This window comes from Microbulbifer variabilis (assembly GCF_052468405.1).
This window is the reverse complement of sequence record NZ_CP174343.1, coordinates 3346589-3363334: the sequence shown is the minus strand read 5'-3', so window position 1 is coordinate 3363334 and position 16746 is coordinate 3346589. Positions and strand designations below refer to the sequence as shown.

Annotated in this window: 13 protein-coding genes and 1 tRNA gene; 12 read left to right on the top strand and 2 right to left on the bottom strand. The window is 47.0% G+C overall.

The window, feature by feature from the left end; translation table 11 throughout:
- Window positions 1-106: 106 nt before the first annotated feature.
- Window positions 107-409, bottom strand: a complete 303-nt coding sequence (gene yhbY, locus ACJJJB_RS15320) for a ribosome assembly RNA-binding protein YhbY (RefSeq protein WP_020412374.1) — start codon at window positions 407-409, stop codon at window positions 107-109.
- A gap of 139 nt (window positions 410-548) precedes the next feature.
- On the opposite strand from yhbY, the gene rlmE reads away from it, so the two are divergent.
- The 12 genes from rlmE (at window position 549) to cas6e (ending at window position 14780) form a co-directional block, all read left to right on the top strand.
- Window positions 549-1172 carry a 23S rRNA (uridine(2552)-2'-O)-methyltransferase RlmE gene (rlmE, locus tag ACJJJB_RS15315; protein WP_020412375.1) on the top strand — a complete coding sequence of 208 codons (624 nt, stop codon included), beginning with the start codon at window positions 549-551 and terminating at the stop codon, window positions 1170-1172.
- 175 nt (window positions 1173-1347) lie between these two features.
- Complete coding sequence (gene ftsH / locus ACJJJB_RS15310) at window positions 1348-3273, top strand: ATP-dependent zinc metalloprotease FtsH (protein WP_020412376.1); 1926 nt, start codon at window positions 1348-1350, stop codon at window positions 3271-3273.
- Window positions 3274-3372: 99 nt separating this feature from the next.
- Entirely contained in the window at window positions 3373-4218 is an 846-nt protein-coding gene (gene folP, locus ACJJJB_RS15305; RefSeq protein WP_020412377.1) for a dihydropteroate synthase, read from the top strand.
- Between the two features lie 94 nt (window positions 4219-4312).
- On the top strand, window positions 4313-5665 hold the full coding sequence (glmM, locus tag ACJJJB_RS15300) for a phosphoglucosamine mutase (RefSeq protein WP_020412378.1): 1353 nt from the start codon (window positions 4313-4315) through the stop codon (window positions 5663-5665).
- A 119-nt stretch (window positions 5666-5784) separates the two neighbouring features.
- Window positions 5785-6519 (top strand): triose-phosphate isomerase, encoded by a 735-nt coding sequence (gene tpiA / locus ACJJJB_RS15295; RefSeq protein ID WP_020412379.1) that lies wholly within the window; start codon window positions 5785-5787, stop codon window positions 6517-6519.
- A 68-nt stretch (window positions 6520-6587) separates the two neighbouring features.
- A complete protein-coding gene (gene secG, locus ACJJJB_RS15290; RefSeq protein WP_020412380.1) occupies window positions 6588-7019 on the top strand; it encodes a preprotein translocase subunit SecG in 432 nt (143 codons plus the stop codon).
- A gap of 7 nt (window positions 7020-7026) precedes the next feature.
- Window positions 7027-7112, top strand: a tRNA-Leu gene (locus tag ACJJJB_RS15285).
- A gap of 1234 nt (window positions 7113-8346) precedes the next feature.
- Window positions 8347-8892 carry a hypothetical protein gene (locus ACJJJB_RS15280; protein WP_445365118.1) on the top strand — a complete coding sequence of 182 codons (546 nt, stop codon included), beginning with the start codon at window positions 8347-8349 and terminating at the stop codon, window positions 8890-8892.
- 978 nt (window positions 8893-9870) lie between these two features.
- Window positions 9871-12021 (top strand): type I-E CRISPR-associated protein Cse1/CasA, encoded by a 2151-nt coding sequence (casA, locus tag ACJJJB_RS15275; protein WP_445365117.1) that lies wholly within the window; start codon window positions 9871-9873, stop codon window positions 12019-12021.
- Window positions 12022-12155: 134 nt separating this feature from the next.
- Complete coding sequence (cas7e, locus tag ACJJJB_RS15270) at window positions 12156-13232, top strand: type I-E CRISPR-associated protein Cas7/Cse4/CasC (RefSeq protein ID WP_445365116.1); 1077 nt, start codon at window positions 12156-12158, stop codon at window positions 13230-13232.
- 8 nt (window positions 13233-13240) lie between these two features.
- Window positions 13241-13999 carry a type I-E CRISPR-associated protein Cas5/CasD gene (gene cas5e, locus ACJJJB_RS15265; RefSeq protein WP_445365115.1) on the top strand — a complete coding sequence of 253 codons (759 nt, stop codon included), beginning with the start codon at window positions 13241-13243 and terminating at the stop codon, window positions 13997-13999.
- A gap of 10 nt (window positions 14000-14009) precedes the next feature.
- Window positions 14010-14780, top strand: a complete 771-nt coding sequence (gene cas6e / locus ACJJJB_RS15260) for a type I-E CRISPR-associated protein Cas6/Cse3/CasE (protein ID WP_282952511.1) — start codon at window positions 14010-14012, stop codon at window positions 14778-14780.
- Window positions 14781-15965: 1185 nt separating this feature from the next.
- Here the strand turns inward: cas6e and ACJJJB_RS15255 are convergent.
- The gene (locus ACJJJB_RS15255; RefSeq protein WP_020412387.1) at window positions 15966-16703 is read right to left on the bottom strand and encodes a PLDc N-terminal domain-containing protein; all 738 of its coding nucleotides are present in this window, start codon (window positions 16701-16703) and stop codon (window positions 15966-15968) included.
- Between the last annotated feature and the right edge of the window lie 43 nt (window positions 16704-16746).

Here is a 16746-nt window from a genome sequence, read left to right as displayed (position 1 = left end):
GTTGAGTTCTGGAGCCTGGAAGGGAAAGGCAATAATTTCGCTGGTTTAGCAGGGTATTGATAGCTTCGAGGTGATTTTTTGGAGCGGCATTTGCCGCTCCAAAAAATTAACGCAATAAGTTGGATTTCTTAACATCCGGCTTCTGCGCCGCACGGTAAATCAATGCAATCTTGCCAATCTCTTGCACCAGTTCCGAGGAGGATTTCGCACAGAGGTCGCCCACGATCTGGTGGCGAACTTCACGGTCGGCAATCATTAATTTGACCTTGATCAGCTCGTGATCTTCAAGCGCACGCTCCAGTTCTTCCATCACGCCATCGCTGAGCCCATTGCCGGCTACAGTCACCACGGGTTTCAGGTTGTGACCGAGAGAGCGAAGAGCTTTTTTGCGGTCGGCGGTTAAAGGCATACAATACTCCATTACCACTTTGTGGATATCGATGTGGAAGCAGCCACAGACCTCGATTGTCACCAGCAGACGTTTGGGACATGCGCGGTCTGTGGCCGCTTTTATAATTAAGCTGTAGTGATTGTAGGCATTGTACCTGATGGGCCGATCTAAGAGCAGCCACCGTTGGTTGCGTGAACATTTTAATGACCAGTACGTCAAGCAGTCCCAAAAAGAGGGCTACCGCTCCCGTGCCAGCTACAAGCTGCAGGAGCTGCACAATAAGGACCGCTTGTTCAAACCGGGCATGACGGTTGTCGACCTGGGAGCGGCGCCGGGTGGCTGGTCCCAGGTCGCAATGGAGCTGGTGGGGCACAAAGGCCGGGTTTTGGCGTCTGACATATTGCCTATGGACCCTCTGGCGGGCGTGGACTTTGTACAAGGCGACTTTACCGAGGAGTCAGTGCTCAATGAGCTGCTGCAACACTTAGGTGATGATCTGGCAGACCTTGTGATTTCCGATATGGCCCCCAATATGAGTGGGATACGCGACGTGGATCAGCCCGCCTCCATGTATTTGGTGGAATTGGCTGTGGATATGGCTCGCCAGGTTCTGAAACCCGGCGGGGCCTTCGTTGCCAAGGTGTTCCAGGGCGAGGGTTTTGACGAGCTGATTCGCGATCTACGCGGCAGCTACAACAGTGTTGTGACCCGTAAGCCCGGTGCTTCCAGGCCCCGCTCCCGCGAAGTCTACTTGGTAGCGCGTGGTTTTAAGGGCGGTTGAGGCGAGCGGTGTATTTCTGGTCTGGGCGCCCGATATGGTATAAGCGATACCAAGATCGGGGGCAGGGCTGTTGACCCCCGCACCTATACTGGTTTGAATCAGTGTCGATGTGACCGGCGTTGCCGGATGAACGGATTTTGAGTGCGAAAGCGAGAGGGCTATCCCTTTGAATGATATGGCAAAGAACCTTGTACTGTGGTTGATCATCGCGGCGGTGCTGCTGATGGTATTTCAGAACTTTAAACCGCAGTCACGGGATGAGGCTCTCAGCTATTCCGACTTTGTTCAGGATGTGCAGTCGGGCCAGATAAAAAGTGTGGTTGTAGATGGCCTGGTGATCACCGGGGAGAAGGCGGATGGCAACCGCTTTAAGACTATCCAGCCACAAATCATTGATGACGAACTCACTAATGAGCTAGTGCGCAGCAATGTGCAGTTCGTCGGTCGTGAGCCGGAGTCCCCCAGTATCTGGCAGCAGCTGTTGGTTGCCAGTTTCCCGATTCTAATCATCATCGCTGTATTTATGTTCTTTATGCGCCAGATGCAGGGCGGTGCCGGTGGGCGCTCTGGCCCAATGGCCTTTGGCAAGAGCAAGGCGCGTTTGTTGGGCGAAGATCAAATCAAAACCACCTTTGCCGACGTTGCGGGTGTGGATGAAGCAAAAGAGGAAGTGCAGGAGTTAGTTGAGTTCCTGCGTGACCCGACCAAGTTCCAGCGCTTGGGCGGCAACATTCCACGTGGGGTCTTGATGTGCGGTCCTCCTGGTACTGGTAAGACTCTGCTGGCTAAGGCTATTGCCGGTGAGGCCAAAGTACCATTTTTCTCTATTTCAGGTTCCGACTTTGTAGAGATGTTTGTCGGTGTGGGTGCTTCCCGCGTACGCGATATGTTTGAACAGGCCAAGAAGCAGGCCCCCTGTATCATCTTTATCGATGAGATTGATGCTGTTGGTCGCCACCGTGGTGCCGGTGTGGGCGGTGGCCACGATGAGCGCGAGCAGACACTGAACCAGTTGCTAGTGGAGATGGATGGTTTTGAGGGTAGTGAAGGGGTGATTGTTATTGCCGCAACTAACCGCCCTGATGTGCTTGACCATGCCCTTTTGCGCCCCGGCCGTTTTGATCGTCAAGTATTTGTGGGTCTGCCTGATATCCGTGGACGTGAGCAGATCCTTAAAGTGCACATGCGCAAGGTGCCTCTGGATGACAAGGTCAATGCCCAGACTATTGCTCGTGGGACTCCCGGCTTTTCCGGTGCTGATTTGGCCAACCTGGTAAATGAGGCAGCCTTGTTTGCTGCTCGTGCAAACAAGCGCACTGTGACTATGGAAGAATTCGAACGTGCCCGTGACAAGATCATGATGGGTGCCGAGCGTAAGTCCATGGTTATGAATGAAAAGGAAAAAGTGAATACTGCTTACCATGAAGCTGGTCACGCTATTATTGGCCGCCTGGTGCCGGAGCATGACCCTGTACATAAGGTAACCATTATTCCTCGTGGCCGCGCGCTTGGAGTCACCCAGTTCCTACCAGAAGAAGATAAGTACAGCCTTTCCAAGCGTGCGATTGAATCGCAGTTGTGCTCTCTGTTTGGTGGGCGTATCGCTGAGGAAATGACTTTGGGTATCGATGGCGTAACGACTGGGGCCTCCAACGATATCGAGCGAGCCACTGATTTGGCGCGCAATATGGTGACCAAGTGGGGGCTTTCCGAGAAACTGGGTCCGCTGCACTACGGTGAGGATGACAGTGGACAGCCAGGGCAGGGCAACCCTGTTTCCGGTAAGACCTCCAATGAAATTGATGAGGAAGTACGCCGTATTATTGATAGCTGCTACGAACGAGCGAGTAAACTGCTCGAGGAAAACAGGGATATTCTTGAAGCGATGAAAGATGCGTTGATGGAATATGAAACCCTGGATGCAGAGCAAGTTGATGATTTGATGGCTCGCCGTAAGGTACGCCAGCCGCGGGACTGGCAGGACAATAATTTTGGTTCTGGCGGTAACAGTTCTACCGGCGAAGCGGATACTGAGACTCATGAAGCTTCTACCGAAGCCGATAAAAGTAATACCGTGGGCGGCCCGCTGAACGAGCATTGAGCTCCAAACAGAATTACAAGGACATAACTAACGGAATGCCCGATCGGAGATAAGGCGTATGCCTATTCCGCTCTGGCATTCCGTTTTTTTATCTTTGACATGAAAATTATTTGTGGAAAACATGCGCTGGACTTATCCCAGCCTGTTGTTATGGGGGTCCTGAATACAACACCGGACTCTTTCTCTGACGGCGGCAGCTACTATGCTGGCGGAAGCCTGGACCTGTCTCTGGTTCTGTGTCGAGCTGAACAGATGCTGATGGCAGGAGCTGCCATTCTGGATGTGGGTGGTGAGTCCACCCGCCCAGGAGCAAGCCCGGTTTCGGAACAAGAGGAGTTAGATCGGGTTATTCCAGTTGTTGAGGCTATTAGCTCGAACTTTGAAATTGTAATTTCTGTCGATAGCAGTACTCCTGCGGTGATGCAGGCCGCTGCCGAAGTTGGGGCAGGCTTAATTAATGATGTTCGTGCTTTGGAGCGGCCTGGGGCCTTAGAAGCTGCGGCGCAAACTGGATTACCAATTTGCCTGATGCATATGCAGGGACAGCCAGGTAGCATGCAGGCGGCGCCTTCCTATGGAAATGTAGTGGAGGAAGTTGCCGCTTATCTGGAGCAGAGAATCGCGATATGTGAAAGCCGGGGAATAGTACGCGAGCGGCTTATCATTGATCCGGGTTTCGGCTTTGGAAAAACTGATGCGCATAACCTAGCACTATTACGTGGTTTATCTCAGCTGGCCCCCTCCAATATTCCTATCCTTGCCGGGTTATCTCGCAAGTCAATGATCGGCCGGCTGCTAAAACGTGAAGTGGATGAAAGGCTGCCTGGAAGTCTGGCTCTCGCCATGATGGCTGCGCAGCGAGGAGCTAAGATTCTGCGGGTCCATGACGTCGCAGAGACCGTGGATGTGTTGCGCTTACAACAAATGGTTGACCGCGAAGGCTAACCCGTTCCACTGACAAAGTTAAACCGAGCCGCTGGGAAATTTCTGTATTTTCCGCAAAATAAAAAAGCGGTATTTGACGTTACTGAGAAGAGTTATGGAAAGAAAATTTTTTGGCACTGATGGTATCCGTGGGCGAGTGGGCGAAGGCGCGATTACCCCGGATTTTATGCTGCGATTGGGATATGCTGCCGGTAAGGTGCTGGGAAAAATGGCTGGCGAGAAGCGTCCGGGCAGACCCTGTATTTTGATTGGCAAGGATACACGGGTTTCCGGTTATATGTTTGAGGCCGCACTGGAGGCTGGCTTGATAAATGCCGGCGTGGATGTGGGATTGCTTGGGCCAATGCCAACGCCTGCAATCGCCTACTTAACCCGGACTTTCCATGCGCGCGCAGGTATTGTGATCAGTGCCTCTCACAACCCTTACCATGATAACGGTATTAAGTTCTTTAGTGCTGAGGGTAGCAAGTTACCAGATCAGATAGAGATGGAAATTGAGGCGGCGCTGAGCCTGCCTATGGAGACCGCAAAGGATCTCGGCAAGGCCCACCGAATTGATGATGCTGCTGCTCGCTATATCGAGTTCAGCAAGGCATCTACTCCCTGGAACTTTTCCCTCGATGGGCTCAAGATCGTATTGGATTGCGCCAATGGAGCGACATACCATATTGCCCCGAAAGTATTCCGTGAGCTTGGAGCCGAGGTCACAGCCTTGGGTGTTAGTCCTGATGGAATGAATATCAACCTTGAGTGCGGCTCGACCCAACCCCAGCAGCTCCAGAAGGCAGTGCTGGAACAGGGAGCGGATTTGGGAATTGCATTCGATGGCGATGGTGACCGAGTACTATTTGTGGATCGTAACGGTGAACTCGTCGATGGCGACCAGTTGCTTTTTATTATCGGCTTGCACCAGCAAGAGTTCCTTGGTGGGTGTAAAGGGGTGGTCGGCACCCTAATGAGTAACTATGGGTTCGAGCTGGCCTTGCGAGAGCGCAATATCCCATTTGAGCGGGCAAAAGTCGGGGATCGTTATGTCCTGGAGAAAATGTCTGCAAATGGTTGGATGCTGGGTGGTGAATCTTCGGGCCATATTATCTGTGCTGATGCCTCCACCACCGGTGATGGTATTGTTGCTGCACTTCAGGTACTTCGTGCTTTGCGTGAATTTAATGAGCCCTTGCATCAGCTCAAATCGCGTATGAGAATGCTACCCCAGCACATGATTAATGTGCGACTGGGGCATAGAGATGGTGTAATTGAGCACCGGGACGTGAGAGCGGCCGTTAGCGATGCAGAGGGCCAGCTTGCCGATAGTGGACGTGTACTCTTGCGCCCATCAGGCACTGAGCCACTGATTCGGGTAATGGTAGAAGGACGCGACAGTGCACTGGTTGAACAATTGGCAAAACAGATTTCCTCCGTGGTTGAGCGGATAGGGAATAGCTGATTCCGAATTGAAGAAAGCTTGGTAAGCTGGACTGAGCGGGGTATACGGTAAAGTCGTATATTTTTGGTTGTATGTTGGCGGCAATGTCGCTAAGATTTGCGCCCCTTGAAGGAGCACACATGCGAACACCGCTGGTAGCAGCTAACTGGAAAATGAATGGCAGCCGAGAGTTTGCCGAGCATTTTTTTGCAGACCTCGATCTGGAGGGAGTGACTTCCGACGTTGTTGTATGTCCGCCATTCCCTTACCTCCCCTTGGTTGCTCAGGTAGCGAAGGATAAAGGCAGCATTTGGGTCGGCGGGCAGAATATGAGCCAGGAGCCCGTAGGGGCTTTTACTGGTGAAGTTTCTGCAAACATGTTGCTCGACTGGAATGCCCGATATGTAATTGTCGGTCATTCTGAGCGCCGTAGCCTCTACGCAGAAACCAATGAGCTGGTAGCGAAGAAATTTGTTGCTGCTCAGCGGGCTGGTCTTATTCCCATTTTGTGTGTGGGAGAAACCCTTGAAGAGAGGGAAGAGGGGCGTACTCTAGAGGTTGTTACTGCACAAATTGCGGCGATAAGTGATCTTATTGATACAAACGCCTGGAAAGACGCTGTTGTTGCTTATGAGCCAATTTGGGCCATAGGCACAGGAAAAACTGCGACTCCAGAGGAAGCACAGAGTGTGCATCAGTTTATCCGTGCTCAGCTCGGTAATATTGGTGCTGAAGTGCAGATTTTATATGGCGGTAGTGTAAAATCCGCTAATGCCGGCGCGCTGTTTGCGCAGGCTGATATTGACGGTGCCCTTGTTGGTGGAGCCTCGCTTGATGCGAAAGAGTTCGCTGCAATTTGCCACGCTGCAATCTAGATTACAGCGGGTGGGTTAGGGAATACTGAAAACGGGTTGGTTCAACCCCGGCAGAGAGTTTCCAGAAAATGGAAAAATTGGTATTAGTCGTACACGTTCTGACAGCGTTGAGCATTATCGGTTTGATTTTGCTGCAACAAGGTAAAGGCGCGGAAGCAGGTGCCTCTTTTGGTGCGGGTGCATCACAGACAGTTTTTGGTAGTCAGGGTAGCGGAAATTTCTTTTCTCGCTTGACAGCAATTTTTGCGACGGTATTCTTCGTCACCAGTTTGGGGCTGGCCTTTTTGGCTCGTCAGAACGCCGATGCTAATGTCGATGCAGACCTGCCGCAAATACCTGCTGTAATAGAGCAGGGCGCCCCCGCTACAGAGTTGCCCGAAATCGAAAGTGATATCCCGCAACTCGAAGCAGATTTGGAATCTGGTGATGTTCCCCAGGCTCCCACTGACAGTGACTCCACAGAGTCTGAAGCTGATCAGGAAAATGAGGAACAGCAGTAAATTTTAAGCCCAGGTGGTGGAATTGGTAGACACGCTATCTTGAGGGGGTAGTGAGCTATGCTCGTGCGGGTTCAAGTCCCGCCCTGGGCACCACATCAAGATCCGAAGAAGTTCGGAATCATCCAGAAAGCCCGGTAAATCCGGGCTTTTTGCTATCTGGAGGGTACAGCCCCCCGCTCTTGTTCGTTGTCATCCGGTGCTATATTTGGTGCTACCTGGTTCAATTTAGAAACTGGTAACACCACTATGGCTCTGAATGCCCAAACCAAGCAGGTCAAACCAAGCGACAAGGACCAGTGGCTAACAGATGGCCAGGGGTTGTGCTTGTGCTCAAATCTACTGGAGTAAAGTATTGGCCGCGTGGATGCCGATTCCAGGCAAAGCAATGAACGCTGGCTCCGGGATTGCCTATAGCAGAAGTAGTAAAAGTTGCGGGAATAAATTTGCTATTCGTAGGAGGCGTGCCTCTTTTGGTAGAAAGCACATTGAAAAACACCAGGTGAGATTCGAATAGACTGAAATTTTTCTGCAGCTGTGGAAGAGTGATGAAATTATCAAAAAGGGATTTAGGCAGAAGGGATCGCCGATCATGTGCGAGCCAGGTTAAGAAATAATACCTTCTTTCAAATTGGGCAAAGGCCTAACACCTACCTGCATTCCCAAGATGAAATTTCTGTTGTCCGTCATATTGAGGAGCGGGATGTAATGCATGTTGCTCTACGGGTTTTGCGGGATATTCGCTGAATTTGTTGCTATGCCGTTCAGTTTGGCAAACTTGCTCATAGTTCCACAATTGTCTTGGCGGAGCTAAATGTAGCTGGGAAACTAGTTACTGTACTTTCACTTCAAGAATCCGTAAGTCAATAATTTAGTTTGACGGCAGGCTTTAGCGAACAGTATGTGGCTATCTAGCACCCAATGATAGATAGGTAAATTTTCCCTGCAAGAAGTGAGGCCGTTATTCATTATGTAGCTATGCCAGGGACTTGCAGGGTTCGCACTTGGGGCTTCTTACAAGTCAGCAGATAGAATCAAACTTTAATGTGCTCTTCGGAGTGAGAGCAACCCGAACTCTTCTGTTTAGCTAAGTAAAATTAGCTCCCCAGTCTGATTATTTCTAAATGGCACCGCGGTACATTCTATTAAGAGTAAAGTAGGGGTGAAGTTAAGCGTTTAATTGCCAGCGCCATAAATGATAATTGAACTGAAATCCTTTGATTTATAGTGCGTCAATGTAATTGAGCTGACTGAGTTCGATATTTACTTGTTAGTAAATAAAAGGGTATTTATACTGCCGCTGCGTATGTTAATTTTTTAAGGATAAAAAATGAAGTGTTTTAAAGTTATGTTATTGGTGTTGGCTTTTTTGCTCTCCAGCCCATTGTTTGCGGAAGTGGTTGCAATTGCTGGTGTTAAGCATAGTGTTACAGATTTTTCCCATAGTTCAGATACCCGGCGCATTGCAAATATTGAAATCTTCGGTGACAGTGGACAGGAAATTACCTTTGATATTACTGCAGTCGTATCAGGTCTAGGAGAAATTAAACCAGACGTCATTTGTCGCTCTTCATACGCCAGAGAAAATTGTTATACCATGGATCGTCCCAAGATCTATGATTTTGTTTATGACATCAGGATGACAGCTAGCTGTATTGCTGAAGATGGTAGCAAAATTGCAATAGGAGCTGATAGGGACAACAAGAATATCTACACCAACGTACCTATTTCAGATTTGCGCAAAGAGGTAATCTTAACTATCGATAATACCTTAATTACAGAAGGCAAGTGCGATAATTTAACAGTCGATATTCAAGGTGATATGGACGTGATCAAAGATGTAGATTTAGAAGTTTATATTTACGAGGTATTTTAGTTCGTAGATTGATAGTGCCGGTAGAAATACCGGCTATCCTATAGTCGGACTCTGTTTCAATGTAATATCCGTTACTGATTGTGGACTTATTATAAGACCCAAGTTAAACCCTTTGAGGATCTAAAATTACCTTGTATTGAGAAAAGTATGAGACCCCCTATCTTTGAGTAATTACTTAATATTTGGTATGGAGCTGTAGAGCTTGGGTTTTAATTGTGTCTCAAATTAGCTAGGCACTTAATAAGAACATGAGCTTAATAAAGCTGCTATTTTCTATGCGTTCGAGCGCCACTACTCCCTGATAGTTGCATAATGCAATTATATGAATAAATTTTATTTTTCTTAATTTTGTGGTGTTGCTTGCTGGGGGCAATGTCTTAACCACATGTCTTAGATAGATCATCTGTATATCGTAGTTTATAAAAATTAAGATCGTTTTCAAAAATCTCTAAGGTTGCCACTTGGTCCTGTTTTGGAATTATTTATTTTTATTAAGCCTGTTTGTTGAAGCCATGATTAATGAGATTCGTTAAGATTTAAGGGGTGTTCACATTGGCCGTTGATAGAAGCTTAAAACTTTTAATATATGCCTTATAGATCCAACCAGACAAAATCCTCGATGAGCTAGTGAAAATAATAGCATCACTTTAAGGGGCGTGAGTTCAATATCCAATAACCACAAAGACTTCGGTCTCTATAGGAGGGCAATATTAATGAACTGGACAGTTACTCTACTGCTAAATTAATGAAGAGCCCTGGTCAATAAACGAAAAAAATACCTATTAATTGAGATAGATCATTTTATTGGGAGAAGAATCAATTAAATTTAGAATGTCTATTAGTGAGAGCCGATAGGCCATCAAATATTTATAGCGAGACCTCCAAGTATCAAGGTGAATGTAATTTCTGGTCCTTATGAAAAGGATTGGTAATATTGCTGCAATAAAACTGGATAGGATTTGATCAGGGAGGATCAAAGTGAATCTTATTAGTGACTCATGGATACCGGTAATTCGTCAGGATGGAGCAAGAGTTAAAGTCACCCCTTGGCAGATTACGGATCGGGATAATTCGATCCTTGATATTGTGACAGTACGTGCAGATTTTCGCGGGGCTTTGTATCAGTTTCTGATTGGCCTGCTACAGACTACTTTTGCACCGAGAAATGTGAATTCTTGGGGGAGGCTATATCAGGAATCCCCTTCACCAGAGTCACTCAAAGCTGTTTTTTCATACTATGAAAATGTGTTTGAGTTAATGGCTTGGACCGAGCCAGCTTTTATGCAGGATCTGGGTTTGGTTACTGGTGAGTCCAAGCCGGTTGTCTCCTTATTGATTGAAGCGCCCGGTAATAAAACCTGTAAGGCAAATTTGGATCACTTTATTAAGTGTAACCAGGTTCAAGGTATCTGTCCTAGCTGTGTTGCCACTGCTCTTTTAACCTTGCAGATCAATGCCCCTTCAGGTGGGCTGGGGCATAGAACCAGCCTGCGTGGCGGGGGCCCTTTAACCACGCTGCTAATGTCGTCTTCAGATGAAAGTAGTCTCTGGCAAAAGCTCTGGCTGAATGTATTACCAATGGAGGAAATACCCACTAGGCCGAGTAATAAGGATACCAGTGTTTTTCCTTGGCTGGCTCCTACACGACTTTCCAACACCAACGGGATGCCTACTTACCCCGAAGATACACACCCTTTGCAAATGTACTGGTCCATGCCTCGAAGGATTCGCCTGGATCTAGCGACATTACATATTGGCTCATGCGACTTATGCGGCGAGCACTCTTCTTCTTTACTTAGTCATTTTATATCCAAGAACTATGGTGTCAATTACGATGGTGCTTGGCTTCATCCGTTAACACCCTATCGATTTGATCCAAAGAAAAAGAGCCCACCAATCAGTTTAAAGGGGCAGCGGGATGCAATCGGTTATCAACGCTGGCTTGGCCTGTTATGGCATGACGATACTCTAGGTGATCGTGCCAGTGCAACTGTGCATTATTTTAATAAGGAGTATGGTGAATTAATTAATGAACAGACTGGTGGTAATCATCTGAGTTTGTGGTGCTTTGGATATGACATGGACAACATGAAGGCCCGCTATTGGTCCGAATATCAAATGCCTGTAATTTTAGTAAAGCAGCACGAACAAGTGCATTTTGTTGAGCAAGTAAGTTTGCTAATAAAGATGGCAAGAGATGTGTTAAAGGCACTGCGCTTTTATATCAAATCTGTGTGGTTTCCTCAATATAAAGAAGCTAAAGGCAATCTTTCATTTATTGATCGAAATTTCTGGAGAATTACTGAGCCGGAATTTTACAAAATGCTGAACATCCTCTCCACACACTCTCAAGAACTAAAATCTGTGTCACAAAATATGATAGCAAGCTGGTACAGAACTCTTAAAACTGTTGCAGAAGAAAATTTTGATCGGTGGATACTTGACAATTTTGTAGAAGATTTAAATCAGAAAAGAGTTTTTGGAGCTAGGGAGGGTCTACAAGCCAAGTTAAGTCGTATGGCCAGAGTGAATTTACTGGATAGTGACGCTGAATTTGAGCAAGGAGAGAGCGTGATGGCGAGTTATCAATTTCTCAAAAGTGAAGATGTTTCGAAACTGCGTGCATGGCATACCTGGCTCAATACGTTAGAGGGACGCGCAGACCGTGCGCGGCTACGGCGTGCTGTAGAACCAATGGACGCTTTGGTTACTTCAGCATTCATTCGTTTTTTGAAGGCAATGCCCGACCGTTGGCAAAACAACGAAGATATTCGTCTGGAGGATGCTGCACTTGTAGCGACTTTGGCTGCTCACGTTAGCAGTGATACTCCTAGAGATGTGGCGAAAACAATTGCTCATTCTCTAGCTACTGTTGATGAAGGAAATGGACGGCCGGTGATGAGTGAGATGCGCTTTTCCCAACTGCAACGGAGTAGAGACACTCCTGAATTTTATCGACGTCTGGTCAGGGCTCTAAGATTACTTAGTGGAAAAGCAGATATCGCCAGTCTAGCTAATGATTTGTTGCATTGGCAGCATGAAAGGCGAGTGGCACCGGTGCGAAATGTAAGGGAGCGATTGGCTGTTCGTTGGGCAACGGACTATTACGCAAGGCTGTTAGATTATTAGTTAGTCTCAAGTTTAATATTTTTTAGTCAGCAAGTTGATTTTCAAATTATGAACTTCCTTTAGAGTTCTTATCGGTATCAAAGCTGGCGTGAGTGCTTTTGAGCGAACAATCGTCTCAAAACAAGGAGAGAGTAGTGAGTCGGTTTATCCAATTACATGTTTTGACTGCCTATCCACCAGCTAATCTGAACCGGGATGATTTAGGGAGACCAAAAACTGCCAAAATGGGGGGGTATGATCGACTTCGCATATCCTCACAGAGTCTAAAACGTCACTGGCGCACTTCAGATTTATTCCAGCGTGCCTTAGGGAGAGAGGCAGAAAATGGCTTAGTTGGAACGCGTAGTAAGCGACAAGGTGTTTTGGTTTTTGAAAAGTTACTTAGGCTGGGAGTAGCAGAGAAGAAAGCAAAACTATGGGCTCAGAGGATAGCTGAACAATTTGGCAAACTAAAAAAGTCGGAAAAAGATAATCCAAGTGCGGATCTCGAAATTGAGCAGCTGGTGCACCTGAGTTTGGCTGAGCAAAAGGGTATTGAGGATCTGTTATACAAACTTGCAGCAGAAGGTCGTGAGCCGGAAAAATCTGAGCTGGACTTACTGCGTATAGAAAATATGGCGGTAGATATCGCCCTGTTTGGTAGAATGCTCGCCTCCAAGCCTGCTTATAATATCGAAGCCGCTTGTCAAGTGGCTCATGCACTATCAGTACATTCTGTAGTCATTGAGGATGATTATTTTACCGCAGTGGACGACCTCAATAATCATGGTAAGAATAATGGTGCAGCTCACCTCGGAGAAGCCGGTTTTGCCGCAGGACTTTTCTACTCTTATATTTGTATCAACAAAGAGCAGCTGATTGATAACCTTGGTGAAGATAAATCACTTGCCGATCGTACACTTGCAGCCTTGACTGAAACAATTCTCAAAATTGCTCCTGCCGGAAAACAAAACAGTTATGCCAGCCGTGCATATGCCTCTTATGTGCTCGCTGAAGTCGGCGATCAGCAGCCGCGATCACTTTCCGTAGCCTATTTAAAACCCGTGGATCGCTATAGCGAGGATTACGCTCAGGAGGCGATTGATGCGCTGCAAGGACAACTGCATAATTTCGACAAGGTATATGGCCAATGTGCTGACAGCCGCTATATTCTCAATGCCGTAAATGGGCAGGGTAGCCTGCGAGAGTTGCTGGCATTCGTTAGCGAATAGGTGGCTTTATGGAACACTTGGTATTTCGCCTTTATGGCGCCATGGCATCCTGGGGAGAGGTTGCAGTTGGTGGAATCAGGCAAAGTGCGTGTTATCCCAGCAAGTCAGCTATTGCAGGTTTGCTTGGTGCAGCATTGGGTATTAAAAGATCAGAGGAAACACAGCAGTTGGAGTTGGCGAGAGGGTATTGTCAGGCAATAAAAATAGTTAACTCGGGAATTCTGCAAAGAGACTTTCATACAATACAAGCTCCAGACAGTGCCGGTAAATTCCGTTATCGCACACGTAGGGACGAATTGGTAGTGGGCTGCAGTCGGCTGGGCACTATCTTGTCTCAGCGCGAATACTTAGCCGATGCTCAAGTATTGGTCGCTCTTAAAGCAACAGAGAGCGCGCATTGGTCGCTGAAAGATCTGGCTGGGGCACTGGCTCGCCCCAAGTTTCATCTGTATCTGGGGCGTAAGGCTTTTCCTTTGTCGGTACCCACTGCTGCTCATTTAATAGAGGCTGAGAATTTTCGGCATGCACTTGATCTGTACCCATTGACTGACGTCTTGCAGTATCAACTTACATGGGCAAGGCAGGAGCGCTGGCGACCTGATGATTTGCATAGCCAATACTACTGGGAGGGTGATATAGAGGATTTTTCACAGGAAGATGAACAGTTTTCCTTGGGAGCTGTGCAGCAATTGAGTCGTCTGGACGAACCTCTATCTCGCAAGCGCTGGCAGTTCCAGCCGCGTATGGAATATCACTGGCGTTCATAAGGAAGTGGCTATGTACTTATCCAGAATTCAAGTGTCCTCCAGTTTAGCCATACAAGCGCAATTGGCGACCCTGTTGAAAAATAACAGCTACGGTATCCATCAGATGTTATGGGAGTTATTCAATGGTAGCGAGCGTTTTCTGTTTCGTGAGGAATCAGCCTGTGAGCAGCTCCTGAGTGAGCGAAGTCTGCCAGTATTTTACCTGCTTTCTCGGAAGAAGCCGATTAGAGATGGGTCGCTGTTTAGTGTAGAGAGTAAAGCTTTTATACCTCGGTTACAGGCCGGGGATCGGCTGGCGTTTCGCCTGCGAGCCAACCCTACTATTTCACGAAAGTCGGCTGTGGCTGGCCGAGGTAAGCGTCATGATATTTTGATGGATGCTCAATATCATTGGTTACGTGATCAATGTAAAACTCATTCACTTTTGCAAAGCGGAAGAAAGGGAGAGTTGAAACAGCGCCTACTGGATGCAAAACCAGGTTTCTATGCAGGTGGGCAAATAGAATCCCGGCTCCAGGAGGTATCCGTGGTAGCTTCTCGTCACTGGCTGATTGATAGGGGCTCGCGCATGGGTTTTGATATTTACCCTCCAAAACTTCACAGTAATGGCTATCGCTGGAACCTTCTGCCGAAAAAAGGACGCGGTGCTGGTTTCTGCTCAGTAGATTATCGTGGAGAACTGCTGGTGACTGATCCAGAGTTATTCTTACAGAAGATTTGTACGGGTATTGGTCCGGCCAAGGCATTTGGTTGTGGTTTGATGCTGATACGCCGCATTTGACTTTTAGAAGAGTAGAGTATTTGCAGGCTGAGTTTTTTTGATGAGGGCGTATATATTAGACACTTTCTCGAGTATGAAACAAGTATTGTCAATTTCCCAGCTCAGGCAGGGCTTTACCGATAAAATCAATCCCGATTGATTTTCTCCAGGTGTGTTCCCCACATGGGTGGGGTTTAGCCGGTAGTATTTTTAAAATACAGATGAAGGCCAATATGTTCCCCGCTATGCGGGGTCAGTTTACTGTGGGAGCAATAGCTTAGCCTAAGGCGTGAGCTTCTCAATGGTCTGGAGGCAGTTGATAAAACTCGACTAAGGCTTTAATAATTTCCCTCCTTGTGTTGAATTACCTATTTAGGGGTAATGCACTTTCATAATTCTAGTGGTAAGTTATCGCGCCTATTTCTGGCGACGTAAATAATTAGCTGATTACTAAATCTTCAAAGTTTGAACTTTCCCTGTGCCCACGGGGATGAACCGACGATGGAGAAATCGTTAGTCGGAGTGTGGATGTTTCCCTGCCTGTGCAGGGTTGAACAAACTCTGGGGAATGATGTTATCTGCTAGAGTGTTTGCCGGGGATGGGGTTTGTGCTGTACGAGTGCAATGGCCAGCAGTCGATGTTCGGCTGCAGGCCACTACTTTTTAGGGCATCCTTTCCTTGGACCAGCTAACCGGATAGTGCTTGCATTCTCTATCTACCAGTTTCAAAAGTGAGGGTATTCTGTATTGGCCATACCTTGTAGGATATGAGGTTTTTAGGTTGTAAGGCCAACACCAAAACTATTTATATATAATGGCTTGATGCTATTACCTTGTAGAGTGTCAGCTTTGCCTGGAGTCCCTTTATATCGTTTTTTGGCGGATCCGATAATTGGGACTTTATATGTTAGCACTTGGTATAGATAGGTCCTTAGGTCGGGCTGCAGCTCTGAACCCAGTGTGACATAGTTATCAATCACAATAAATTGCGATTGTAGTTGGTTTTCCTTGATTAGAGCTAAAATGCAAAGTAGTCCTCGTTTGTGCTTGGTTGTTTTTTTATTTCCGTGTCTGTTCTTTACGGGGTAGCTGCTCCAGATAGTTTACATCAACAGCCGGGATCACTTACCAAGCTCCAGTATTAGAAAAGAGTTACTTTCTTTAGAGCAAAGTATTTAGGAGTAAGAATATTTCCTGCTTTATGCCTTATCCTGACAGTTCTGCTTTAGCCTGCTTAAGAATATCCTTATGGATGCTGCGGTAAAAACTGTTTGTTTCATCTGCATTTTTTAGGATTCTTTGCAGTATATTCATAGCTTTATCTCCTTGTTGAAGCCTTTTTAAAAAGATTGCATAGTAAAGACCTGCGGCGGGCCCACTATAATAGCTGTACAGTGTCTCGTATTCATGTTCAGCCTCGGCAATCATCTGTAAGGCATCCAGGGTGCGAGCATAGAGTAGATGGGCATCCTGATCTTTAAACTCTGGACTCTTGTCTATCAAAAAATCCAGGGTTTCCTTACAGTTGTTAAATTCTTTGAGCAAAAATAGACATCGAGCTAATCCGAACAAAATCTGAGGGTCATCCTTAAAGGGGCCTTGCAAGCTCTTTTGATATAAGTCCTTGGCTTCCTGGTTCAGCCCCTTCTCAAGGCACTCCTCCGCCATTTTTATATAGTTTTTTATGCTACTGGATTTGGCCAGATTTTGTGCTGCCTGATTGATATCTTGATTTGGATTCATCAGTTTCTGGACTTTTCTACGAGCCTTTTGTCCGTTTCGGGAATTATTCATTTCTGGCAATATTTCTAAAATCAGATAGGCAATAAGTCCCGCCAAAGGCAGCATGACCAGGATCCATATCCAGGTGGTATTGCGCCCGGTCTTCAGTACGTGAATAACAAAAGCGACTTGTATCAGGATGGAGAGAACTAAAAACGGCATATTGGGAAGACATTTATCCGGCTTAGAGGACTACACAGCTACT

Bases quoted from the DNA above. Each gene is read 5' to 3' on its own strand.
- yhbY (WP_020412374.1), bottom strand. From the start codon at position 409: ATGCCTTTAACCGCCGACCGCAAAAAAGCTCTTCGCTCTCTCGGTCAC.
- rlmE (WP_020412375.1), top strand. From the start codon at position 549: ATGGGCCGATCTAAGAGCAGCCACCGTTGGTTGCGTGAACATTTTAAT.
- ftsH (WP_020412376.1), top strand. From the start codon at position 1,348: ATGGCAAAGAACCTTGTACTGTGGTTGATCATCGCGGCGGTGCTGCTG.
- folP (WP_020412377.1), top strand. From the start codon at position 3,373: ATGAAAATTATTTGTGGAAAACATGCGCTGGACTTATCCCAGCCTGTT.
- glmM (WP_020412378.1), top strand. From the start codon at position 4,313: ATGGAAAGAAAATTTTTTGGCACTGATGGTATCCGTGGGCGAGTGGGC.
- tpiA (WP_020412379.1), top strand. From the start codon at position 5,785: ATGCGAACACCGCTGGTAGCAGCTAACTGGAAAATGAATGGCAGCCGA.
- secG (WP_020412380.1), top strand. From the start codon at position 6,588: ATGGAAAAATTGGTATTAGTCGTACACGTTCTGACAGCGTTGAGCATT.
- ACJJJB_RS15280 (WP_445365118.1), top strand. From the start codon at position 8,347: ATGAAGTGTTTTAAAGTTATGTTATTGGTGTTGGCTTTTTTGCTCTCC.
- cas5e (WP_445365115.1), top strand. From the start codon at position 13,241: ATGGAACACTTGGTATTTCGCCTTTATGGCGCCATGGCATCCTGGGGA.
- cas6e (WP_282952511.1), top strand. From the start codon at position 14,010: ATGTACTTATCCAGAATTCAAGTGTCCTCCAGTTTAGCCATACAAGCG.
- ACJJJB_RS15255 (WP_020412387.1), bottom strand. From the start codon at position 16,703: ATGCCGTTTTTAGTTCTCTCCATCCTGATACAAGTCGCTTTTGTTATT.